Raw genomic sequence first — 22,023 nt, 5'->3', positions numbered from 1 at the left:
TCAGGCCCGCAACCGGAAACCGCGCGGCGTGGGCGAGAATCCGGCCTCGGTCAGGATCGGAGCGAAGTCGCTGCCGTGGATGGTGTCGCCGTCGACCTTCTCGACCACGATCTTGTCGATCCCGCCGCGTTTGACGACCCCGGCGAGGGCGACGGCCGCGGTGCGGAGAACACCGGGGTCGTCGGTGAACGTGAGCACCGTGCGACCGCCCCGTTCGACGAACAGGATCAGCTCACCCTCCACCAGCACCACCAGTCCGCCGGCCTTGCGTCCGGGCCGGTGCGCGGGTGCGTCGTCACCGCGTTTCGGCCAGGGGAGCGCCGCACCGTACGGGTTGGCCGGATCGCTCGCGGCGAGCGTCACGGCGGGCAGCGCGGTATGTCTGCCCTCGAGTGAGTCGCCGTAGCTCCGGAGTCGGTCCACCACGGGTGGGGTGGAGAATTGCGCACCGCCGAGCGATTCGACGAAATGTCCCCGCCGGCAGCGACCGTTGTCTTCGAACGTGCCCAGCACCTTGTACATCAACGCGAAGCCACCGGGCACGTTCTCGGTCATCACGGACCCGCGCGTGACCACCCCGTATCGCTCCAGCAGCAGTTCGGCGGTGGCGCTGGCGCGCAGGGTGGCATCGGATTCGGCGGCGGGGAGGATCGACCACCGGCCCCCGACCGTGGGCGGCGCGGTGCGCTTGGGAACGGCGAGGCTGCGGTAGGCGCGAGCGCGTGGTGGTCGTCGCGGCACGCGGTGGCTCGTCGTGGTCCGAGTCGTGTCCGACAGCAGGGCGCGCACCGGGGCGAGGGTGTCGTTGCCGATATGTCCGAGCCACACCAGATCCCACAAGGCGGTGGCCAGTGCCGTGTCGTCGGACATGTCGAGGGTGTCCGCGAGTTGCCGGAAGAAGTACGCGCCGCCGCCGGACAGCGTGTCGAGGACCCGGCTCTGCACCTCCGAGAGTTCCGATTCCACCGGCGCGGTCAGTGTGAGCGGAGCGGTGTCGGCCGGGTGGAGACACACCCATCCGTCCTTGCCCGAGATGCTGCCCGCTCCCGACCACAACACCTCACCGGTGGACGTGAGTTCGTCGAGCATGGCGGGGGAGTAGTCGGCAACCCGCGACGGCAGGATCAGGGATTCGAGCGCCGACGCGGGAACCGGAACGCCCGCAAGCTGTTCCACGACGGTGGCCACCCCGTCGATACCGCGCAGTGTGCCCCCGACGTGCTGCCAGCTCGGGAGGAAGCGGCCAAGCGTCGCCGTGCTGACCGGTTCGACCTCCTGACGCGCGGCGGCCAGCGAACGCCTGCGGAGACGGCGGAGCACCTCGGCGTCGCACCATTCGCTGCCCGTGGCGCCGGGACGAAATTCGCCCTCGACGACCCGTTTGCCCTGTGCGAGCCGCTGCAACACGTCGCGGGCCACCGCCGAGCCGAGCCCGAACCGGGCAGCCGCGTCGGTGACCGTGAACGGGCCATGGGTGCGGGCGTACCGGCTGAACAGGTCGGCCAGAGGATCGTCGACGGGTTCGATGAACGCGGCGGGAACACCGATCGGCAGCGGCACCCCGAGGCCGTCCCGTAGGCGTGCCGCATCCTCGATGGCCGTCCACCAGTCGTGACCGGCGAACGACACGGCGAGCGCTCGTTTGGCGCGCACGAGCTCGTCGAGCCAGGGGGCGGGATCGGTCGTCGACCGGGCGGCGACTTCCTCGGAGGTGAGGGGCCCGAGCAGGCGCAGCAGGTCGGCGACGCCCTCCAGGTCCTTCGCCTTGCGGTCGGGGAGCACACGCTGCAGTTCGAGTTCGGCGTGGGTGATGACGTCGGCGTCGAGCAGTTCGCGCAGTTCCACCCGCCCGAGCAGCTCCGCCAGCAGCGTCGAGTCCAGGGACAGGGCCGCCGCCCGGCGCTCGGCGAGGGGGCTGTCGCCCTCGTACATGAACTCGCCGACATAGTTGAACAGCAGCGCGCCCGCGAACGGCGACGGCGACTGCGTCTCGACCTCGACGATGCGAATCTGACGGCGTGCGAGCTTGCGGAACAGGTCTTTCAGCGCCGGGAGGTCGTACACGTCCTGCAGGCACTCGCGGACGGTCTCGAGCAGAATCGGGAACGTCGGATACCTGCGGGCCACGTCGAGCAGCTGGGCGGACCGTTGGCGCTGCTGCCAGAGCGGCGCGCGTTTGCCCGGTGTGCGGCGTGGCAGCAGCAGCGCCCGGGCCGCACATTCGCGGAACCGCGACGCGAACAGCGCGGACCCGCCGACCTGTTCGGTGACGATGTCCTCGATCTCGTCGGTGTCGAACGCGAACAGGGCGGCGCCGGGCGGGGTGTCGTCGGTGTCGGGGAGGCGCACGATGATGCCGTCGTCGGAGGCGGTCGCGTTCGAGTCGAGACCGTACCGTTCGCTGAGCCTGGCGCTCACGGCCAGCGCCCACGGGGCGTGGACGCGCTGACCGTACGGCGAGTGCAGGATGAGCCGCCAGTCGCCGAGTTCGTCACGGAACCGTTCGACCACCAGCGTGCGGTCGGTGGGGACCTGCCCGGTCGCCGCCTTCTGCTCGGCGACGAGCTGCACGAGATTGCTGGTGGCGTTCTCGTCGAGTCCGCCGGTGCGGCAGCGTTCCTGCACCTCAGTCTCGTGCCCCAGCGAGATCTCCCGCAGGAACTGTCCGAGGGCCTCGCCCAGCTCGGCCGGACGCCCCAGCCCGTCGCCGTGCCAGAACGGCAGGCGCCCCGGCTGACCGTAGGCGGGGCTGACCAGCACCCGGTCGAAGGTGATCTCCTCGATCCGCCAGCTGGTGGCCCCGAGTGCGAAGACGTCGGTGACCCGCGACTCGTACACCATCTCCTCGTCGAGTTCGCCGACGCGGGAAGCCTTCTCACCGACCATGTACACCGTGAACAGACCGCGGTCGGGGATGGCACCACCCGACGTGACGGCGAGTCGCTGTGCCCCGGGACGTCCGGTGAGGGTGTTGGCCTCGCGATCCCAGACGAGGCGGGGCCGCAGTTCGGCGAATTCGTCGGAGGGGTAGAGACCCGCGAGGAGGTCGAGGGTGGACTCGTACGCAGAGCGCGGCAGCGTCGCGAACGAGCCGCTGCGCCGGACCGTCTCGAACCAGTCGTCGACGTCGAGCGGTTCGAGTGCGGTGGCCGCCACGGTGTGCTGGGCGAGGATGTCGAGCGGGTTGGCGGGGACGGCGAGCGCCTCGATCTTGCCGGTGACCATCCGCTCGACGGTGACGGCGCAGTGCACGAGGTCCGTGCGGTGCTTGGGGAACACCACGCCGCGCGAGATCTCCCCGACCTGGTGTCCGGCGCGGCCGACGCGCTGCAACCCGTTCGCCACCGACGGCGGGGCCTCCACCTGGATCACGAGATCGACTGCACCCATGTCGATTCCGAGTTCGAGGCTGCTCGTCGCGACCACGCACCGTAGCCGTCCCGACTTGAGGTCGTCCTCGATGAGGGCCCGCTGATCCTTGCTGACCGACCCGTGGTGGGCGCGGGCGAGCAGGGGGTCCGCGCCGAAATTGACCTCGGACGGCGTGCCGATCTGCGAGGCGGGTTTCGGGTTCTTGTCGACGGCGGTTCCGGCGCGTTCGGCGTAGATCTCGTTGAGACGCGCGGTGAGGCGTTCGGCGAGGCGCCGCGAGTTGGCGAACACGATGGACGACCGGTGCGCCAGCACGAGGTCGACGATCTGTTCCTCGACGTGCGGCCAGATCGACCCCGCCTGCGGGGTCGCCGAGGCCGAACCCTCGGCGGGTTCCGCCACCCCGAGTTCCGTCATGTCCTCGACGGGCACCTGCACGGTGAGGTCGAACGTCTTCGGCGACGGCGGCGCCACGATCCGGATGGGCGCCGAACCGGACAGGAACCGGCCCACCTCCTCGTGGGGCCGCACCGTCGCGGACAGTCCGATGCGCTGCGCCGGCGTCTCGAGCAGCTGGTCGAGGCGTTCGAGCGACAACGCCAGGTGCGCGCCGCGCTTGGTGCCGGCCACCGCGTGCACCTCGTCGACGATGACGGTGTCGACCTGCGTCAGCGTCTCGCGCGCGGCGGACGTGAGCATGAGGAACAGTGACTCGGGGGTGGTGATGAGGATGTCGGGCGGATTCTTGATCAGCGCGCGCCGGTCGCCGGCCGGTGTGTCGCCGGAGCGGACGCCCACCGAGATCTCCGGCGGCGTGAGCCCGAGCCGTTTCGCCGTCTGCGTGATCCCCACGAGCGGCGCGCGCAGGTTGCGTTCGACGTCGACGCCCAGTGCCTTCAGCGGGGAGATGTAGAGGACCTTGGTCTTGCGGTCCTTGCCGTCGGTGGCGGCGAGCTGGTCGAGGGACCACAGGAACGCGGACAGCGTCTTGCCCGACCCGGTGGGGGCCACGACGAGCGTGTGTGCGCGGCTGGCGATCGACTCCCACGCACCGAGCTGGGCGGCCGTCGGCGCAGGAAAGGCGCCGCCGAACCACTCGCGCGTGGCGGCAGAGAACCTGCCCAGGACATCGGTCACCGTTCCATAGTGCACCGGGGGTACGACACCCCGTGTGGCATGGACTGAAATACCAAAGCGATCCACTAGATGATTTCTATGGACCGCCTGATGGTTCGTATGCTACTTTCGTGTCATCGGAACATGACCTGGATCACTTCCCCGCCGTGCGGTGTGGGGATCCGTTCCGTCACAGACATGACCTGTCGGGCTGTTTTACGGAGGAGCATCATGCACTCGACCATCGATCAAACGTCGCTCTCGTCGTCGTCCTTCGAAGTGCCTGCGCTGGTGCGCATGGAGGGGGTGAACAAGTACTTCGGCGCCCATCACGTGCTCACGGACATCGATCTGGACATCTCCGCGGGTGAGGTGCTGGTGGTGATCGGCCCGTCCGGGTCGGGAAAGTCGACGTTGTGCCGCACCATCAACCGGCTCGAGCCGATCAGCTCCGGACGGATCCTGCTCGACGGCGTCGAACTGCCGCACGAGGGTAGGCAACTCGCGCGACTCCGTGCCGAGGTCGGAATGGTGTTTCAGTCGTTCAACCTCTTCTCCCACATGACGATCCTGGAGAACGTCATGCTCGGGCCGACCAAGGTCCTCGGAGTTTCGAAGAAGGAGGCCGAGGCGACGGCGCGCACGCTCCTCGACCGGGTGGGGGTGGGCAATCAGGCCGAGAAGATGCCGGCGCAGCTGTCCGGCGGCCAGCAGCAGCGCGCAGCGATCGCCCGCGCCCTGGCGATGAAGCCGAAGGTGCTGCTGTTCGACGAGCCGACGTCCGCCCTCGACCCGGAGATGGTCAACGAGGTTCTCGAGGTGATGAAGGAACTCGCGCAGACCGGGATGACGATGGTCGTGGTCACCCACGAGATGGCCTTCGCGCGGTCGGCGGCGAACCGGGTGATCTTCATGGACGCCGGGCAGATCGTCGAACAGGCCGAACCCGACGAGTTCTTCGCCAATCCGCGTTCCGCGCGCGCCAAGGACTTCCTCTCGAAGGTCCTGCACTGACCGCCGCGTCCGAGTCCACACGAAAAAGGTTGTCTGTCATGAGGTTTTCCCGTAAGGCGATCGTGCCGTTGGTGGCCGTGCTCGCCATCGCCGGCATCGCCCTGTTCGGCACCCGCTCGACCGTGACCACGGGCATCACCCCGGCGGTCGCGCAGTCCCCGCAATTCGCGCCCGGTACGACGATGGAGAAGATCGCCCGCGACGGGATCCTGCGGGTGGGAACCCGGTTCGATCACCCCGGGCTGTCGGCGCGCAACCTGCGCGGCGAGCAGGAGGGTTACGAAATCGACCTGGTTCGCTACATCGCCGGCAAACTCGGTGTCCCGGCAGACCGGATCGAGTGGACGGAGGCGAACTCCGCCAGCCGTGAGCAACTGCTCCAACAGGACAAGGTCGACGTCGTCGTCGCGACCCTGTCGATCAACGACAAGCGCCGTCAGGTCATCAGCTTCGGTGGTCCGTACCTGGACATCAACAACGACTTGGTGACGGTGAAGGGCAACCCGAAGAACATCACCGATCCGCAGACCCCGAACGGGGTGACGGTGTGCTCGACCCTCGGCGGTGCCGTCTCGGCGTCGCTGCGCAAGAACTTCCCGCAGACGAATCTGATCGAGTTCGACGTGTCGTCCAAGTGCATCGACGCCCTGAAGAACGGGTCGGTCGACGCCCTCGCCACGCAGGGGCCGATCGGCGCCGGGTACGTCAGCAAGGATCAGAAGGACATCGAACTGATCAACAAACCCTTCGCGGTCGAGTCGTGGGGCGTGGGCATCGCCAAGGGTGATCGAGCGTTCTGCGAGTTCCTCAACTCCGCGATCACCGATTTCTACACCGACGGCTCCGCCGAGGAAGCCTGGGCCGACAGTCTCGGCCGCTACACCCAGCAGCCGGTCATGCCGCCGCTGCAGCCCTGCACCTGAATCCTTCGTCTCACTCCGAGGACATCCCATGCACACCGTAGTCGAGAATTTCGGCGCCCTGATGGAGGGCCTCGTCGTCACGCTCGCGCTGATCGGCGTCTCCACGGTCCTGGCGCTGATCGGAGGGACGATCCTCGCATCGTTCCGCGTCTCCCCGATCCCGCTCCTGCAATCGATCGGGTCCGGGTACGTCGAAACCTTCCGCAACGTGCCCACTGCCGTCATCTATTTCATGACCCTGTTCGCGTTCCCTCAACTGGGCATCAAGATCCCGTTCTTCTGGGCGGCAGTCGCCGCCCTGGCGATCTACTACTCCGCGTTCTTCTGCGAGGCCATCCGGTCCGGAATCAACGCGATCCCGATCGGGCAGTTCGAAGCGGGCCGCTCCATCGGACTCACTTTCGGCCGGTCGATGCGCTATATCGTCCTCCCGCAGGCGTTCCGCAGCGTCGTCCCCCCGCTGATCAACGTCTTCATCGCGCTCACCAAGAGCTCGGCGATCGCCAGCGCGTTCGGTGTCGCCGAACTGCTCACCCGCGCCGAGGGACTCGTCGCCGAGGACTCCCAGGACGTGCTGTGGATCCTGGCGGCCACCAGCATCCTGTACCTGGCGATCACCATCCCTGCCGGGACGATCGCCAACATCGTCGAGAAGAAAGTCGCGGTGGCCCGATGACAACGACAGCGACAGCGACGAAACCCACGACTCCGATGTACGACGTCCTCGGCCCGCAGGGGCAACGGAAAGTCCGCAACGCCACCTGGATCGGCGCCGGCGTGGTCGCGATCATCGCGGCCCTGGGGCTGTACCAGCTCGGCTCCCACGGCCAGCTCAGCCCCGACCTGTGGTCGGTGCTGCTCGACCGCGACCTGATGCGCAGTGTCCTGAAGGGCCTGTTCGCCACCATCCAGTGCGCGATCGTCGCCATCATCTTGTCGGTGCTCTTCGGCATGATGCTCGCGGCACTGCGCATGTCCGACAACACGATTCTGCGTGGAATCGTGCGGGTGTGGGTGGAGATCTTCCGCGGTCTGCCGTTGCTGGTGCTGATCTTCTTCATCTTCCTCGGCGCGCCCCGCTTCGGGATCGTCGTCCCGACGTTCTGGGCGCTGACCATCGGCATCTCGCTCTACAACAGTGCCGTGATGAGCGAGATCTTCCGGGCGGGCGTCGCGGCGCTGCCCCGCGGCCAGGCCGAGGCGGCAGCCGCGATCGGGATGCGCAAGACGCAGATCTTCCGCATCATCCTGCTGCCGCAAGCGATCCGGATCATGCTGCCGGCCCTCATCAGCCAGGTGGTGACGATCGTGAAGGAAACCTCCCTCGGTTTCGTCATCGGCTACACGGAACTGCTCCGCAGCGGACGGGTCGCGGTGGAGTACCTCGGCGGGCAGTACGCCATCCCGGTCTATGTCTTGATCGCGATCATCTACCTGCTGATGAACGTCGGGCTGTCGAAGCTGGCGCGCCGAATCGACGCCCGCTCGTGAGGTAGGACGAGCGTCGTTCCCCTCGGCTGATTCCGGCCGAGGGGAGAGCCTTTTTCTCTGTGTATGGCGGGGTCAGTCGAGGCCGGGCAGGCCGACAGCCGAAATCTTCTCGGCCGCAATCCGGGTGCACTCGATGTACCGGGGAGTGCGGTCTTCGGTGAACCGGCCGGTGGGCCCACCGAGCGTCAGCGCCGCCCGGACCGTTCCGTGCGCGTCGGTAATCGGGAACGACAGCCCGGAGGAGCCGAGTTCGCGTTCCCCGTGGACGAGCTGGTAGCCGCGTTCGTGGCCGGCTTCGACCCTCCGGCGCAGCTCGTTCGCGAACTCCGGCCCGTGCGGGGAGTCCGCGGCCACCTCGTCGACGATCTCCGGAGCGGCCTGCAGCAGGATCCTGCCGGCGGCGCCGGCCCACAGCGGGTACGGCACACCGAGCGGGATGACGCTTCGCACGGTGGCGGTGCTCTCGCACTGGGCGACCACCACCCGGGACAGGCCCTGCCGGATGTACAGGTTCACCGTCTCCCCGGTGTCGGCACTGAGCTGGCGCATCACGTCGACGACTTCTTCCGGCGGCGCCCAGGTCGTGCCCGCCAGGCGCACCCAGCGCAGCATCTCGGGGCCGAGGCTGTAGGTCCCGTCCGCCCGCGTGGTCAGCACGCTGCGCGCGCACATCGTCGCCACCAGTCGGACGACGGTGGTCTTCGGCAGTGCCGTGCCCTCGACGAGTTCCTTGAGCGTGCGGGTCGGGTGCGCCGTGTCGAAGAGCTCGAGGAGGTCGATCACCCGGGTGACGCTGCGCACGCCGGAGTCGGCGACGGCGGGCTTCTCTGCTGAATCCATCGGTACCGCGGTCACCTCTGATCCTCCCTCTTCAGCGCTGGCTGTCGATACGCCACTCTACGGTTCGGCGAAACCGATCTCCACAATCGAAGAGGCACCGAACCTCACTAAAAACCATCTGGTGGTGCATCTAGACCACTAGATGGTTTTGGTGATAAGGTTAGGCCTGTCACACAACGACACCTGTGTTCGGTGGGATTCGCCCACGGAAAGGATCTTCCGATGAAGCTGCTCGACGGAGTTCGAGTCCTGGATCTCACCAACGTCCTCGCCGGCCCGTACGCGAGCTACCAGCTCTCGCTGATGGGTGCCGACGTCGTCAAGGTCGAAGTGCCCGGCAGCGGCGACCTGGCTCGACAGCTCGGTGCCGACACCGCGCTGTCGAGCCAGAAGCTCGGTGCCTCCTTCGTGGCGCAGAACGCAGGAAAGCGTTCGATCACCGTCAATCTCAAGAGTGCGGCCGGCCGGACGGTATTCGACCGGTTGATCGAGGGCGCTGACGTGCTCGTCGAGAACTTCCGGCCGGGTGTCCTCGGCCGCCTCGGGTACTCCTGGGACGAGCTGCACACGATGAACCCACGGCTGGTGTACTGCGCGATCTCCGGTTTCGGGCAGACCGGGCCGATGCGTGAGCGTCCCGCGTACGACCAGATCATCCAGGGCCTGTCCGGGATGAGCGCGGTCACCGGCACGCCCGAGACCGCACCGCTGCGGGTCGGGTTCCCGGTATGCGACACCCTCGGCGGGATGACCGCCGCGATGGCAATCAACGGCGCTCTCGCATCCCGCGCCCGCACCGGGGAAGGCGTCTACCTCGACGTGTCGATGCTCGAGAGTTCGCTGACCGCGTTGGGCTGGGTGGTCTCCGACTACCTCATCGCCGGACGGCAACCCAGCGCGAACGGCAACGAAAATCCCACCGGCGCACCGTCGGCGACGTTCCGGACCGGTTCCGGCGCCCTCAACATCGCGGCTAACAAGCAGGAACAGTTCGAGATCCTCTGCAAACTGATCGGCCGCGAAGACCTCATCGACGACCCCCGATTCGCGTTGCGCGACGACCGCAAGAACCGCCGCCCGGAACTGCGGGTCGAGGTCGAGTCCGCGCTGGCGGCCAAGACCGCCCGCGAGTGGGAGCCGCTGCTCAACGAGGCCGGAGTTCCGGCCGGGCTGGTCCTCGACGTCACCGACTCCCTCGACCTCGAGCAGATCACCGAACGCGAACTGGTCCACCGGGTCGACCTGCCCGATCGCACGGTCAGCGTCCTGGGCACCGGATTCCACGTCAACGGCGAACCCCTCGCCCCGGCGTCACCGCCCCCGACGCTGAGCCAACACACCGACGAACTGCTCACCGATCTCGGCTTCAGCTCCGCCGAGATCGCCGACCTGCACACGGAAGGCGCGGTATGACCACCACCGAACGCCGCCCGGTTCCCGGCGCGGACCAGACCACCATCGACGACGTCACCGGCTGGTGGCGCACTGAGATCAGCGACATCACCCCCGGCGTCATCCGGTATCGCGGCTACGCCGTCGAGGATCTGATTCCGGCAACCTCCTACGCCGGCATGGTCTGGCTGATGATCCGTGGGCAGCGCCCCACCGCGTGGCAGGAACGACTCCTGGACGCGGCCCTCGTCGCCGCCGTCGACCACGGGCCGCAGGCCCCCTCGATCGCCGCCGCCCGGATGGCTGCCACGTGCGGGGTCGGGCTCAACAACGTGATGGCCACCGGCGTCGGGATGCTCGGCGACGTCCACGGCGGCGCCGGGGAGCAGTGCATGAGCGTGCTCGCCGACATCGTCGAGCGAGCATCCGACCCCACCGAACTACGCCCGGTCGCCGACCGCATCGTCGCCGACTACCGTGCCGCCAAACGGTATGTGCCCGGATTCGGGCACCGATTCCACCCGCGCGACCCGCGCCGCGACCCACTGCTGTCCCTCGTCGCCGAGGCCCGCGACGACGGCGCCGTGTCCGGGCAGTACCTGCACGCCGCACTGGCGCTCGAACAGTCGCTCGCCGCCGGACGCACCCGGCCGGTCCCGATGAACATCGACGGCGCCACCGCCGTCGTCTACGCGGAACTCGGCTTCCCGCCACCTCTCGGTCGCGGGCTGTTCGTCCTGTCCCGGTCGGTCGGCATCCTCGCCCACGGCTGGGAGCAGACACAGCAGGGCGGGCGCAACAAGGGGCCCATTCCCCGCACCCTGCTGCCCGCCTACACCGGGCACCCCGCACGAGAACTCGGGGACGTGTCCGATGCCGGTCGATGACGCCACCACAACACCCACGCGATCCACCTGGGGTGCGTTCGGCACCACTCCAGAACGGGGAATGGCCAATTACGCAGGGCCCGACGAGGTCCGCGACGCCGCACACCTGATCCGGCGGGGCGCCGTCTTCGGACTCGACTACCCGCTCGACGCGTTCGTGCCGTCCCTGGCGACGCTGCGCAGCGCCCCCGAGCACCACCTCGTGTCCCGGCACCGTGACCACCGCGACGACTACCTCGACGGCTTCTGGCCTCAGGCCGCCAGCCACCTCGACGGACTGCGGCACCGCCGCCACGCCGAGCACGGCTTCTACAACGGCACACCCGACGAGGCCGTCGTCGAAGGGAATCCCGCGCTCGGCATCAACCGGTGGTCCGAGCACCCGATCGCCGGGCGCGGCGTCCTCATCGACGTCGGCCGGCACCGCACCGCCGCCGGCAGCCCGATCGATCACGCCCGGGGTGAGGCCCTCGACATCGGCGAACTCGACGACACCCTTGCCGCGCAAGACGTGTGTTTGCGTCCCGGTGACCTGCTGCTGATCCGCACCGGATGGGCGCAGTGGTTCCTCACCGAGGCCACCGCGGACGAACAGAACCGGATCCACCAGACCAAGACCTGCACCGGTCTCGCGCAGTCGCAGGCCGCGATCGACTGGTTCGCCGACCACCGGGTCGCGCTCGCCGCATCCGACACCTTCGCCCTCGAACGCCTGCCAGCAGTGGCGAATTCACCCTTCGGCGCCGACACCGACCACGGGATGATGCACCAGGAACTCATCGCGCTCCTCGGCCTGCCCATCGGCGAGCTGTGGAAACTCGACGAACTCGGTGACGACTGCGCACGAGACCGCCGCTACGAATGCCTGCTCACCGTCAAACCCCTCAACCTCACCGGTGGCGTCGGCTCACCCGCCAACGCCACCGCCATCAAGTAGTGCCGAGGGAGAAGCCTGGGCGTGGTAGATGGTCGGCGAAACGTGTCGGTGGGGCGCAGTATCATTCGAACATGAGTTCGACCGGGGGGTTGGTAGCAGATCAGGTGACAGAACACCTGACGGCATTGGCCGCTGCCGTCACGGGACTGCTCGACGCCGATCTCAGTGGGATGCCCGATACCGATGTGGTGCTGACCCTGCAGCAGCTCGAGAAGTCCCTGCGCCGCGCGGGCGCAGTCTCGCAGCGGCTGATCGTCGAGAGCGTCGAACGCTCGCTCCCCGCGACGCTCGGCTACAACTCGCCGAACAAGCTCCTGGTCGAGGTGCTGCGAGTGTCGGCGTCGGACGCGTCGGCCCGGGTCTCGGCCGCCCGCAACCTCGGAACCTGGCACACGCTGTCGGGTGAAAGTCTGCCCGCAACACTGCCGGAAACCGCGGCCGCCCAACGCGACGGTGCCATCGGCCCCGAGCACGCCCGCGCAGTCGCGAAGATCATGCGCAAGATCCCGCACGCCGTGTCGAACTCGGACATCGCCACAGCCGAATCCATCCTGGCTGAATGTGCGCGCGGCGGTACGCCGGAGGACGTAGAGAATGCGGGCCACCGACTCCTCGCTCATCTCGATCCCGACGGGAATCTGGGAGACGATCGTGATCGCTCCAGACGGCGCGGCGTTTCGCTGGGCCGTCAGGATTCCGGACTGATGTCGAAGATCTCCGGGGAGCTCGACCCCACCGCTCGCGCCCTACTCGACCCGATCCTCGCGAAATGGGCCCGGCCCGGTATGAACAACCCGGACGACCCGCAGTCACCACGCGGCGACGCGGAGGACCCGTCGATCGATCGTGAAGCGTTGGTCGCGGCCGCGGCGAGGGACACCCGCACCGCGGCGCAGAGAAACCACGACGCCCTCAGCGCGATCTTCCGGGTGATGCTCGAATCCGGGATTCTCGGTCGGCATCGGGGCCTGCCCGTCACGGCGATCGTCACCATGACGCTCGAGCAACTCGAGAAGGCGGCCGGCGGGGTGGCCACCACCGCCACCGGTGGACTCCTCCCTGTCGACGACGCGCTGAAGCTCGCCGAACACGCACACCCGGTGCTCGTCCTGTTCGACCACAATGGCCGGCCGCTACATCTGGGGCGGCGCCGGCGAGTGGCCAGCGCGGACCAACGCCTCGCTCTGATCGCTGCCGAGGGCGGATGCACCCGAGCGGGATGCGCCGCCCCGGCGAGCCTGTGCGCCGTGCACCACGTACAGGAGTGGCACAAGGGCGGACACACCGACATCGACTCGCTGACGCTCGCGTGCGATGCCTGCCACGCCCAGGTCCACGACGGGCCCGCAGGCTGGACGACCACCAGCGCGCCGTCCGGTGCCGCGTACGCCGGACGCACCGAATGGATCCCACCGCCGCACATCGACCCGGACAGGAAACCGCGAATCAATCACCGACACCACGCCGGTGAGATGATCGCTCACGCACGCCGGAAAGCCCGCGGCCGGGCACGGGCCGGAGACGGAGTGCCGTAGCCGCTGCCTCACACTGTCGTGAGATCTGCTGTCGCCGGGACGAACGACGGCGACGGCAACTCGAGGGTGGCGGGCTCGTGCTCGGAGAACATCACGTACGCACCCACCGCGAGTAGCGCCAGAGCAACTGCGCCGATCATCCTGAACACGTTGTCTCGCTTCGATCGAAGGGCCGGTGCGTCACGGTGGAGCCGTCGAAGAGTAGACGACGGCACCGACATCGTGTTCCGCCGATCGAGACCCGCGGGAACCGCTAGTCGCGGCTGAGGCGTCCCAGTAGAGCGGACTTGATCGCCGGCCGTCCGGCGGCGACGAGCGTGAAAGTTGCCTCGCGCATCAGCCGTTCCGCGGTGTTCCCGGCGAGCAGGGACGAACTGCCCTTCGCCGTGACGAGGGCGGTCGCGGTACGGATCGCGAGTTCCGAAGCGCGAGCACGCGCGTCGGAGATGTCGGCCCGGCCTTCGAGGGCGGCGTTCAGATCGAGACGTGCCCTCGCGGCCTGCTCCTCGAACGGGTCCGCGTCCACCCCGAGAGTGTCCAATTCGCTGATCGCCCGGCGGGTGATGCCCATCGCCATACACCCGTTTAGCCACGACCCGAAGATCTGGCTCTTCGCGAAATCGTCGGGGGAGACGACGGCACTCACCAGGTCCCGTGGCACCGCGAGGCCGTCGAATGTCAACCGGACGGTGTTGGATCCGCGGGCCGCGATCAGCGGCAGTTCCTCGGCGGTGAGCCCTCGCAGCGGCTGCGCTGGAATGATGACGTGCACGATGGAGTCGTCGAATTCGTCTCGCGCCGACACCTGGAGAAGATCGACGATGCCCCAGCCGGTCACGAACGGCGACACCCCATCGAGCACATATCCGTCGTCGACGCTGCGCGCCCACAGCGTCGGCGGGACGGGAATCGCTCCGGCCAGCGCGACGCCGGCCCGCACCGTGCCGTCGATGAGTCCGTCGAGGTAGCGATCCTGCAGCGCGGTGTTCGGTGAGCCGGCGAGACCGGCCACGACGCCGTGATGCTGCATCCACGTGAACGCCGTCGCGAGGCAGCCGCCGCACAACGTCTCCATCACATCGACCAGCACCGACGGCGTCACGCTGTCCTCACCGGGTGCCGCGAGCCCGTAGAAACCGTCGGCGGCGAGCGTCTCGAAGTGACTGTCGGGAATCTCGCCGTCTGCGTCGACGCTGTCGGCCACCGGGAACAAGACGTTCTCGGCAATCTCACGCGCCATCTCGGTCCAGTTGCTCACGCCCCGAGAGTAGCCGGTCGGCACCGTCGATCAGGTGAACTCCACCCCCTGTGCGAGCGGGAGTTGGTCGGAGTAGTTGACGGTGTTGGTCGCGCGGCGCATGTAGGCCTTCCATGCGTCCGACCCCGACTCGCGTCCGCCGCCCGTTTCCTTTTCCCCGCCGAAGGCCCCACCGATTTCCGCGCCGGACGTGCCGATGTTCACGTTGGCGATGCCGCAGTCGGAACCGTCTGCCGCGAGGAACCTCTCGGCCTCACGCTGGTCGGTGGTGAAGATCGACGACGAAAGACCCTGGGGCACTTCGTTGTGCAACGTGATCGCCTGATCGAAGGTGTCGTAGGTGAGGACGTAGAGGATCGGGGCGAAGGTCTCTTCCCGGACCACCGACGTCTGGGCCGGCATGCGGACGACGGCCGGAGAGACGTAGTACGCGGAGTCGTTGCCGCCGTGCCGTTCGCCGCCGCAGATGACGGACCCGCCGTCGGCGCGGGCCTTGTCGAGGGCGGTCTGCATGGCGTCGAACGCGGATCGGTTGACCAGCGGACCGACGAGGACTCCGTCGTCGAACGGATTCCCGACCTTCAGCTGGCCGTAGGCCGAGGAGATGCGTTGCACCAGTTCGTCCGCGACGGACGAGTGCACGATCAGCCGTCGCAGGGATGTGCAGCGTTGCCCCGCCGTGCCTGCCGCGGAGAACACGATGCCCCGTACCGCCAGATCGAGGTCGGCGGACGGGGCGACGACCGCCGCATTGTTGCCGCCCAGTTCGAGCAGGCATTTGCCGAAACGCGCGGCGACCCGCGGCCCCACCGCGCGACCCATCCGCACCGATCCGGTGGCGCTGACCAACGCGACGCGAGCGTCGTCGACGAGTCGCTCGCCGACGTCGCCCCCACCCTGGATCACCGCGTGGATTCCTGCGGGTGCGCCGACGTCCCGGGCCGCCTGTGCCAGGAGGGCGTCACAGGCGATCGCCGTGAGCGGAGTCCGGTCGGACGGCTTCCACACCACCGTGTCGCCGCAGACCAGGGCGACGGCGGTGTTCCACGACCACACGGCGACGGGGAAATTGAAGGCAGAGATCACCCCGACCACCCCCAGCGGATGCCACGTCTCCATGAGGCGATGTCCGGGACGTTCCGACGCCATCGTCCTGCCGTACAACTGGCGGGACAACCCGACCGCGAATTCGCAGATGTCGATCATCTCCTGCACTTCGCCCTGCGCCTCGGACGGAATCTTGCCTGCCTCGAGGGTGACGAGTTCCGCCAGATCGGTCTTGTGCTCTGTCAGAAGCTGACCCAGCCGGCGTACCACGACGCCGCGCTGAGGAGCGGGGACGGACCGCCACTCCAGAAATGCCTCGTGCGTTGTGGTGATCGCCCGGTCCACGTCGTCGGCGCTGCTGGCGGTCACCGTGCGCAATTCGGTTCCGGTGATCGGTGTGCGCGCGACGAGTGGGTTGCCGGCCTCGGTGATCTCGGCGCCGCACCGGATCAGCGCATCCTCGGCGCGTCGGCACAATTCCTCGGGGGCGGGAAGATTCACGATGCTGTCCTCTCTCGGGTGGCGTCCTGCTGTCGTCGGTAGAGCGTGAACGGGTTCGTCACGGGCCGGCCGAGGGTCTCGGCGAGCCACCGTAGGTGGTGGTCGGGCCCGCCGCCGCCCACCGGAAGGTAGTCCTCGTAGACGATCGGCTCCCGCACTCGTTCACCGCCGACGCGGCGGTGGGTGAAATACGCGAACCCCCGTGCCTCGAGTTCGGCGTCCGTGCGGGGGAACTCGCGCTCCGCGTCGGCGGCATCGGCGTCCGCCGGGCGGTCGAACAGTTCGCGTCCTTCGGGTGTCAGTGCGACCCCGCGCGACTCCGCGACCACGATCCGGTCCGGGTCGGCGAGCGCGTGAAACGACGCGTGGCGCACGAGAACGTCGAGGCGGCGCCGGGCGGGCGGGCACGCGGCGCCGTCGATCGTGGCGAGGCCGCGCTCCGCCGAGCGCGCGCACAGGTCGTCGAGGTCGAAGACCCGGGGCGCCAGGTGCACGACAGGTACGCCGGTGCGCCCACCGATGGCGGCGGCGACGGGGGAGGCTTGCCGGAGTCGGACGTGCCAGGATCGGTCGGCCGCGCTCTGCTGCGGGTCGAAGACCGTGGCCGCGAGGGCGACGAACCGTTCCGCCGACGGTGCCGTGAGTCCGCCCTCCTCGGCGGCGAGCGCGGCGAGGTGCAACAGTTCGGTGGAAAACACCGTGCGCGCGGCGAGCAGGTTCTCGACACGGCGCTGCAGGTCGGCGCCGAAGAACCGGCGGTCGGCGGTGACGAGCATCGATGCGAACATCCCGAACGGGTTGCGGGCCAATTCCATCGGATCGACGGGACGAAATGTCGTTGCGACGACGGGAGCGGGAGTCGATGCGTCCCGCCGGTCGTAGCATCCGACGGGATGCATCCCGAAGCCGGCGAACAGGATGGCGGCCTGACGCAGTTCGGCCGGTCCGGCGAGCCGGATCGCACCGCGACGCTCCGCGGCGACGCGGGAGAGGCCGCCGAAGCGTTCGGCATCGGCAGGAGTTCTCGCCGCAAAATCGGCGTTGACCGCATCGGCCACCTCGACCAGCACACCGTACGCGGGCACCTCCCGACCGTACGTCGCGGCGAGCGCCCGGGCGAAGCGGTCGCGCAGCTCCCAGGTTTCAACCATGGTGCACCTCCGCTGGGCTAGCCTGCGCTGGTGGTGGAATCTTTCCGTAGCGACGCACCCCATACTCCTCTCGACGACATCGATCGGGTACTGATGCAGGAGCTGGTGGCCGACGGCCGGGCGACTCTGGCGACCCTGGCCGAGAAGGCCGGGCTGTCGATCTCCGCGGTGCAGTCGAGGGTACGCAGACTCGAGGCCCGCAAAGTGATCCGCGGGTACACCGCGAAGATCGATCCGGATGCGCTCGGGCACGGACTTTCCGCATTCGTCGCGATCACCCCTCTCGATCCGTCGCAGCCCGACGATGCGCCCGCCCGGTTGCGGGACCTTCCCGCCATCGAAGCCTGCCACTCGGTCGCGGGGGAGGAAAGCTACGTGCTGCTGGTGCGCGTCGCGTCGCCGCGGGAGCTCGAACACCTGCTGCAGGAGATCCGGGCCACCGCCAACGTACACACCCGCAGCACCATCATCCTGCAAACATTTTACGACAGATGAGTCTTGTGCCGGATATGTTGCCGGAACGTCGCCGCTCGACAGGAATTTTGACGTAATCTCTCGGTATGAGCACCGCGATTCGATTCACCGGAAGTGGGGGCGAGCTGCCCGCGAGCCAGGTGCACGATGTGCTGCGCGAGCGCATTCTGGTCGACGGTTTCGACCTGGTGCTCGACCTGGAACGCTCCCGCGGGACGCATCTCGTCGACCTCCGGGACGGCACCAGCTACCTGGACATGTTCGGGTTCTTCGCGTCGTCGGCCCTGGGGATGAATCACCCCGCACTCGCCGACGACGACGCCTTCCGCCGGGAACTGGCGGCGGCCGCGATCAACAAGCCGAGCAACTCCGACATCTACACCGTCCCGATGGCGCGGTTCGTCGAGACGTTCGCCCGCGTACTCGGGGATCCCGCACTGCCGCACCTCTTCTTCATCGACGGTGGCGCGCTCGCCGTCGAGAACGCACTCAAGGTGGCGTTCGACTGGAAGAGCAGGCTCAACGAGAGCCGAGGGCTCGACCCGGCGCTCGGCTCGAAGGTGCTCCATCTGACCGAGGCGTTCCACGGCCGCAGCGGATACACCATGTCGCTCACCAACACCGAGCCAGGCAAGGTGGCGCGGTACCCCAAGTTCGACTGGCCGCGCATCGACTCCCCGTACCTCGCGGACGGGCGGAATGTGGAGGAAGCCGAACGTCACGCACTCGACCAGGCGCGGCGCGCCTTCGCCGAGAACCCGTCGGACGTGGCATGTTTCATCGCCGAGCCGATCCAGGGTGAGGGGGGAGACCACCACTTCCGCCCGGAATTCTTCCAGGCGATGGAAGCACTCTGCCGGGACAACGACGCTCTCTTCGTCCTCGACGAGGTGCAGACCGGATGCGGTCTCACCGGCACCGCCTGGGCGTACCAGCAATTGGGAGTGCACCCCGACGTCGTCGCATTCGGCAAGAAGACCCAGGTCTGCGGAATCATGGCCGGCGGCAGGGTGGACGACGTCCCCGGCAACGTGTTCGCGGTCAGCTCGCGGATCAACTCCACCTGGGGTGGCAACCTCACCGACATGGTGCGGTCCCGCCGGATCCTGGAGATCATCGAGGAGGACCGGCTCGTCGACCGGGCCCGGATGACCGGGGCGCATCTCCTCGAACGACTGCGGGAACTCGCCCGCGCGAACGCCGACGTGACCGAGCCGCGGGGACGCGGCCTCATGTGTGCGATCACGCTCCCGACGTCGCAGCGACGGGACCGGGTCGTCGCGGACCTGCGGGACCGCGAGCGGGTGCTGATCCTGCCGACCGGCAAGCGCGGGATCAGGTTCCGTCCGCCCCTCACGGTGACGACAGCGGAACTCGACGCCGCCGTGGATGCGCTGGCCCGGGTGCTGGGCGGTACCGTCGACGCATGACGCCGATACCGCTCACGTCCGTGCCCAACCTGCGAGACGTCGGCGGCTACCGCACCGGAGACGGCCAGAAGGTGCGCACGGGCGTGTACTACCGATCGACCGATCTCAGCCGGGTCGTGGACACGGATCTGCCGCTGCTCGCCGACCTCGGCGTTCGGACGGTTTACGACCTGCGCACCGCCGACGAGCGTGACGCGGCCCCGGACATTCTCCCCAGCGGGGCGCGTGAGGTCGCGTTGGATGTGCTCGCCGACAAGGGGATACGGTCGATTCCCGCCCAGATGCTCCAAGTGATCGCCGACCCGATGATCGCCGAACGCGAGCTGGGAGGCGGCCGCGCGATCGAGTACTTCGAAGGCAGCTACCGCGATTTCGTCCTGATGCCGAGTGCGGTGTCGTCGTACCGGGCGTTGTTCGACGGCCTCGCCTCGGACGGCACCATGCCCGCTCTCGTGCACTGCACCACGGGCAAGGACCGGACGGGATGGGCCACCGCGGCGCTGTTGCTGCTCGTCGGAGTCAGCGAGGAGGACGTCTTCCACGACTACCTGCTGACCAACGAACTTCTGCTTCCGTCGTTTTCGGCCGTGTTCGAGCGGTTCGTCGACGCCGGCGGCGACCCGGCGTTGCTCGAGCCGGTGCTCGGAGTTCGTCAGCAGTACCTGGAGGTGTCGCTGGCCGTGATGCGCGAGCACTACGGGACCATCGAAGGGTATTTCACCGACGGCCTCGGCCTCGACACCGCGGTTCAGGCCGTGCTGCGGGAGCGCATGATCGCGGACTGAACGGACAACCCGACCGCCACACCCACCATGTCGGCGCAGAGATCCCAGACCGAACCGTGCCTGCCGATGGGCAACACAGCCTGCAGGATCTCGGTGGTCACCGCGAACGCCGCGAGCCACAGCACCGTGACCCGCGGCGTCAGCAGCGCATAGCGTGAGGCGGCGGCCAGCGCCGCGAACAACACGGCATGCACCACCTTGTCGGCGTGCTCAGGGCCCGAGGGGGTCGCCGACGCTGGGGACAACAGCATGACCAGGGCCAGAACGGTGAGCGCCGCCACCGGAACGGATCGCATGCTCACCGCTCGACCGTGAACCCCAGTGCGCCTTCCGCGAACCGTTGCACCGCATCGGACCCGCTCGCGAGCGCATCCTCGTGGCCGGGACGCGCCCACCCGGTGAGGGTCGCCGCGTCACCGGACGGGGTGAGCCCCACCTCGGCGAGGAGTTCGCCGGTGTTGGGCTGACAGATCGCCCACGAATAGTGCTCGTCGCTCAGCCACTGCGCCGTGCGGCGGGCGACATATTCGGGTTCGGCGATCCCACCGTCCGCGAGTGCCGGGCGATCGTCGACCCGTTCGTCGGCGCGCAGGGCCCGCAGGTACCAGCCGCCGGCATTGACCTCGACAGGTTCCATGTCAGCGGTCCCGATCACGGTCGCGGCGGCGATCACGGTGACGGTCGTCGCGGGTGCCGAACAGGATGGCGCCTGCGGCAGGAATCATCAGGAAGAACAACCAGCTGTTGTCCACCGGGACCACGAAGAACAGCACGAGGGCGACGAACGGGATCACCGACATCACGATGCGGCGCCAGTTCTGATCGCTGTCCGGTCCGACCGACTCGACCTTGGTGGGCGAGTCGGCCATGGTGGCCGGGAGATCGGTGAACACTCGTTCGAGTTCACCGCGCGTCGTGGCGTTCGTGACCGCAAGGCTGCGCTCGTCGAACTCGACGACCGTCAGCCGGCCCGCCGCGAAGTGTTCGCTCAACTGGTTCAGCGCCTGCTCACGTTCGGCCGTGCCGATCCGGATCTCGGGAACGTCAGACATGCGTACAGACTACTGACCCGTGAGTACTTGTTAACCGCGGGCGGTTAACAAGTACTCACAGGCTATTTGAGTTCGGCGAGGACGGTGCCCTGGGTGATGGCGGCGCCGGGTTCGACGGCGAGGCCGGTGACGGTGCCGGCCTTGTGGGCGTTGACGGGGTTTTCCATCTTCATGGCCTCGAGGACGGCGATGAGGTCGCCCTCGGCGACCTGCTGTCCTTCCTCGACGGCGACCTTGACGACGGTGCCCTGCATGGGGGCGGTGACGGCGTCACCGGACGCGGCGCCGCCGTGGGCGCCGCCGCGGGTGCGGGCCTTGGGCTTCTTCCGCACCGCCCCGGCCGCTCCGGTGCCGGTGCCGGTGCCGGTGCCGAGGGTGAACTGGCCGGGCAGGGACACCTCGACGCGGCGGCCGCCGACCTCGACGACGACGTTCTGCCGGGGCAGGGACTCGTCCTCGTCGATCGGCTGGTTACCGGTGAACGGTTCGACCTGGTTGTCCCATTCGGTTTCGATCCACTTGGTGTAGACGTCGAAGCCGTCGCCGTCACCGATGAACGCGGGGTCGGAGACGATGGCCCGGTGGAACGGGATCACCGTGGCCAGTCCTTCGACCTGGAATTCGGCCAGGGCGCGGCGGGCGCGGGCCAGGGCTTCGTTGCGGGTGGCGCCGGTGACGATGAGCTTGGCGAGCATGGAGTCGAACTGGCCGCCGATCACCGATCCGGTTTCGACGCCGGAGTCCATCCGGACGCCGGGGCCGGTGGGGGGCACGAACTTGGTGACCGGTCCGGGGGCGGGCAGGAAGCCGCGGCCGGC

At 68.3% G+C, this 22,023-nt stretch carries 21 protein-coding genes; 11 read left to right on the top strand and 10 right to left on the bottom strand.

The features are described 5' to 3' along the window. Entirely contained in the window at nt 1-4,509 is a 4,509-nt protein-coding gene (locus tag ACFTWF_RS09185; RefSeq protein ID WP_378460927.1) for an ATP-dependent helicase, read from the bottom strand. A gap of 276 nt (nt 4,510-4,785) precedes the next feature. Here ACFTWF_RS09185 and ACFTWF_RS09180 point away from each other — a divergent pair, with 276 nt between their 5' ends. The 4 genes from ACFTWF_RS09180 to ACFTWF_RS09165 are packed head-to-tail and all read left to right on the top strand — an operon-like array spanning nt 4,786 to nt 7,916. Next, nucleotides 4,786-5,502, top strand: coding sequence for an amino acid ABC transporter ATP-binding protein (locus ACFTWF_RS09180; RefSeq protein WP_378461170.1), 717 nt, complete (start codon nt 4,786-4,788; stop codon nt 5,500-5,502). Between the two features lie 38 nt (nt 5,503-5,540). Then, the gene (locus ACFTWF_RS09175) at nt 5,541-6,425 is read left to right on the top strand and encodes a glutamate ABC transporter substrate-binding protein (protein ID WP_378460926.1); all 885 of its coding nucleotides are present in this window, start codon (nt 5,541-5,543) and stop codon (nt 6,423-6,425) included. Nucleotides 6,426-6,453: 28 nt separating this feature from the next. Then, on the top strand, nt 6,454-7,101 hold the full coding sequence (locus ACFTWF_RS09170) for an amino acid ABC transporter permease (RefSeq protein ID WP_378460925.1): 648 nt from the start codon (nt 6,454-6,456) through the stop codon (nt 7,099-7,101). After that, a complete protein-coding gene (locus tag ACFTWF_RS09165) occupies nt 7,098-7,916 on the top strand; it encodes an amino acid ABC transporter permease (RefSeq protein ID WP_378460924.1) in 819 nt (272 codons plus the stop codon). Before ACFTWF_RS09170 ends, ACFTWF_RS09165 begins: the two co-directional genes overlap by 4 nt. A 72-nt stretch (nt 7,917-7,988) precedes the next feature. On the opposite strand, the gene ACFTWF_RS09160 is transcribed toward ACFTWF_RS09165, so the two are convergent. Further along, nucleotides 7,989-8,771: an IclR family transcriptional regulator gene (locus ACFTWF_RS09160; RefSeq protein WP_378460923.1), complete on the bottom strand. Its 783-nt coding sequence runs from the start codon at nt 8,769-8,771 to the stop codon at nt 7,989-7,991. Between the two features lie 207 nt (nt 8,772-8,978). On the opposite strand from ACFTWF_RS09160, the gene ACFTWF_RS09155 reads away from it, so the two are divergent. The 4 genes from ACFTWF_RS09155 to ACFTWF_RS09140 all read left to right on the top strand — a co-directional run bounded on the left by ACFTWF_RS09155 (nt 8,979) and on the right by ACFTWF_RS09140 (nt 13,507). Beyond that, nucleotides 8,979-10,169 carry a CaiB/BaiF CoA transferase family protein gene (locus ACFTWF_RS09155; RefSeq protein WP_378460922.1) on the top strand — a complete coding sequence of 397 codons (1,191 nt, stop codon included), beginning with the start codon at nt 8,979-8,981 and terminating at the stop codon, nt 10,167-10,169. Beyond that, complete coding sequence (locus ACFTWF_RS09150; RefSeq protein WP_378460921.1) at nt 10,166-11,035, top strand: citryl-CoA lyase; 870 nt, start codon at nt 10,166-10,168, stop codon at nt 11,033-11,035. Before ACFTWF_RS09155 ends, ACFTWF_RS09150 begins: the two co-directional genes overlap by 4 nt. 61 nt (nt 11,036-11,096) lie before the next feature. Next, the gene (locus ACFTWF_RS09145) at nt 11,097-11,972 is read left to right on the top strand and encodes a cyclase family protein (RefSeq protein WP_378460920.1); all 876 of its coding nucleotides are present in this window, start codon (nt 11,097-11,099) and stop codon (nt 11,970-11,972) included. Between the two features lie 170 nt (nt 11,973-12,142). Further along, on the top strand, nt 12,143-13,507 hold the full coding sequence (locus tag ACFTWF_RS09140) for a DUF222 domain-containing protein (RefSeq protein ID WP_378461169.1): 1,365 nt from the start codon (nt 12,143-12,145) through the stop codon (nt 13,505-13,507). An 8-nt stretch (nt 13,508-13,515) separates the two neighbouring features. On the opposite strand, the gene ACFTWF_RS09135 is transcribed toward ACFTWF_RS09140, so the two are convergent. From ACFTWF_RS09135 to ACFTWF_RS09120, 4 genes are all read right to left on the bottom strand, one after another. Beyond that, nucleotides 13,516-13,647 (bottom strand): hypothetical protein, encoded by a 132-nt coding sequence (locus ACFTWF_RS09135; protein WP_378460919.1) that lies wholly within the window; start codon nt 13,645-13,647, stop codon nt 13,516-13,518. A 113-nt stretch (nt 13,648-13,760) separates the two neighbouring features. Continuing rightward, nucleotides 13,761-14,765: an acyl-CoA dehydrogenase family protein gene (locus ACFTWF_RS09130; RefSeq protein ID WP_378460918.1), complete on the bottom strand. Its 1,005-nt coding sequence runs from the start codon at nt 14,763-14,765 to the stop codon at nt 13,761-13,763. Between the two features lie 30 nt (nt 14,766-14,795). Further along, on the bottom strand, nt 14,796-16,313 hold the full coding sequence (locus ACFTWF_RS09125; RefSeq protein ID WP_378460917.1) for an aldehyde dehydrogenase family protein: 1,518 nt from the start codon (nt 16,311-16,313) through the stop codon (nt 14,796-14,798). Continuing rightward, nucleotides 16,310-17,464: a 2-oxoadipate dioxygenase/decarboxylase family protein gene (locus ACFTWF_RS09120; RefSeq protein ID WP_378460916.1), complete on the bottom strand. Its 1,155-nt coding sequence runs from the start codon at nt 17,462-17,464 to the stop codon at nt 16,310-16,312. The genes ACFTWF_RS09125 and ACFTWF_RS09120 overlap by 4 nt, the downstream gene beginning before the upstream one ends. 30 nt (nt 17,465-17,494) lie before the next feature. Between ACFTWF_RS09120 and ACFTWF_RS09115 the strand changes: the two genes are divergently transcribed. The 3 genes from ACFTWF_RS09115 to ACFTWF_RS09105 all read left to right on the top strand — a co-directional run bounded on the left by ACFTWF_RS09115 (nt 17,495) and on the right by ACFTWF_RS09105 (nt 20,153). Further along, on the top strand, nt 17,495-17,959 hold the full coding sequence (locus tag ACFTWF_RS09115) for an Lrp/AsnC family transcriptional regulator (RefSeq protein ID WP_378460915.1): 465 nt from the start codon (nt 17,495-17,497) through the stop codon (nt 17,957-17,959). 65 nt (nt 17,960-18,024) lie between these two features. Further along, nucleotides 18,025-19,368 carry an L-lysine 6-transaminase gene (gene lat, locus ACFTWF_RS09110; protein WP_378460914.1) on the top strand — a complete coding sequence of 448 codons (1,344 nt, stop codon included), beginning with the start codon at nt 18,025-18,027 and terminating at the stop codon, nt 19,366-19,368. Beyond that, the gene (locus ACFTWF_RS09105) at nt 19,365-20,153 is read left to right on the top strand and encodes a tyrosine-protein phosphatase (protein WP_378460913.1); all 789 of its coding nucleotides are present in this window, start codon (nt 19,365-19,367) and stop codon (nt 20,151-20,153) included. The genes lat and ACFTWF_RS09105 overlap by 4 nt, the downstream gene beginning before the upstream one ends. On the opposite strand, the gene ACFTWF_RS09100 is transcribed toward ACFTWF_RS09105, so the two are convergent. The 4 genes from ACFTWF_RS09100 to ACFTWF_RS09085 form a co-directional block, all read right to left on the bottom strand. Beyond that, nucleotides 20,117-20,449 carry a VanZ family protein gene (locus tag ACFTWF_RS09100; RefSeq protein WP_378461168.1) on the bottom strand — a complete coding sequence of 111 codons (333 nt, stop codon included), beginning with the start codon at nt 20,447-20,449 and terminating at the stop codon, nt 20,117-20,119. The genes ACFTWF_RS09105 and ACFTWF_RS09100 overlap by 37 nt on opposite strands. Before the next feature lie 2 nt (nt 20,450-20,451). After that, nucleotides 20,452-20,790, bottom strand: a complete 339-nt coding sequence (locus tag ACFTWF_RS09095) for a hypothetical protein (RefSeq protein WP_378460912.1) — start codon at nt 20,788-20,790, stop codon at nt 20,452-20,454. 1 nt (nt 20,791) lies between these two features. Then, nucleotides 20,792-21,205 (bottom strand): DUF1707 domain-containing protein, encoded by a 414-nt coding sequence (locus ACFTWF_RS09090; RefSeq protein ID WP_378460911.1) that lies wholly within the window; start codon nt 21,203-21,205, stop codon nt 20,792-20,794. A 62-nt stretch (nt 21,206-21,267) separates the two neighbouring features. Beyond that, nucleotides 21,268-22,023: biotin/lipoyl-containing protein (locus ACFTWF_RS09085; RefSeq protein ID WP_378460910.1), on the bottom strand; the 756-nt coding region annotated here is incomplete at its 5' end.

It is taken from the genome of Rhodococcus sp. NPDC056960 (assembly GCF_042674125.1).
Taxonomy (GTDB): Bacteria; Actinomycetota; Actinomycetes; order Mycobacteriales; family Mycobacteriaceae; genus Rhodococcus_F.
Note: the sequence above shows the minus strand (reverse complement) of the source record. Positions and strands in the feature narration are given on the sequence as shown.

Coding starts and splice junctions, on each gene's coding strand:
- ACFTWF_RS09180 (WP_378461170.1), top strand. CDS start 4,786: ATGGAGGGGGTGAACAAGTACTTCGGCGCCCATCACGTGCTCACGGAC.
- ACFTWF_RS09175 (WP_378460926.1), top strand. CDS start 5,541: ATGAGGTTTTCCCGTAAGGCGATCGTGCCGTTGGTGGCCGTGCTCGCC.
- ACFTWF_RS09170 (WP_378460925.1), top strand. CDS start 6,454: ATGCACACCGTAGTCGAGAATTTCGGCGCCCTGATGGAGGGCCTCGTC.
- ACFTWF_RS09165 (WP_378460924.1), top strand. CDS start 7,098: ATGACAACGACAGCGACAGCGACGAAACCCACGACTCCGATGTACGAC.
- ACFTWF_RS09155 (WP_378460922.1), top strand. CDS start 8,979: ATGAAGCTGCTCGACGGAGTTCGAGTCCTGGATCTCACCAACGTCCTC.
- ACFTWF_RS09150 (WP_378460921.1), top strand. CDS start 10,166: ATGACCACCACCGAACGCCGCCCGGTTCCCGGCGCGGACCAGACCACC.
- ACFTWF_RS09145 (WP_378460920.1), top strand. CDS start 11,097: ATGGCCAATTACGCAGGGCCCGACGAGGTCCGCGACGCCGCACACCTG.
- ACFTWF_RS09140 (WP_378461169.1), top strand. CDS start 12,143: ATGCCCGATACCGATGTGGTGCTGACCCTGCAGCAGCTCGAGAAGTCC.
- ACFTWF_RS09135 (WP_378460919.1), bottom strand. CDS start 13,647: ATGATCGGCGCAGTTGCTCTGGCGCTACTCGCGGTGGGTGCGTACGTG.
- ACFTWF_RS09120 (WP_378460916.1), bottom strand. CDS start 17,464: ATGGTTGAAACCTGGGAGCTGCGCGACCGCTTCGCCCGGGCGCTCGCC.
- lat (WP_378460914.1), top strand. CDS start 18,025: ATGAGCACCGCGATTCGATTCACCGGAAGTGGGGGCGAGCTGCCCGCG.
- ACFTWF_RS09105 (WP_378460913.1), top strand. CDS start 19,365: ATGACGCCGATACCGCTCACGTCCGTGCCCAACCTGCGAGACGTCGGC.
- ACFTWF_RS09100 (WP_378461168.1), bottom strand. CDS start 20,449: ATGCGATCCGTTCCGGTGGCGGCGCTCACCGTTCTGGCCCTGGTCATG.
- ACFTWF_RS09095 (WP_378460912.1), bottom strand. CDS start 20,790: ATGGAACCTGTCGAGGTCAATGCCGGCGGCTGGTACCTGCGGGCCCTG.
- ACFTWF_RS09090 (WP_378460911.1), bottom strand. CDS start 21,205: ATGTCTGACGTTCCCGAGATCCGGATCGGCACGGCCGAACGTGAGCAG.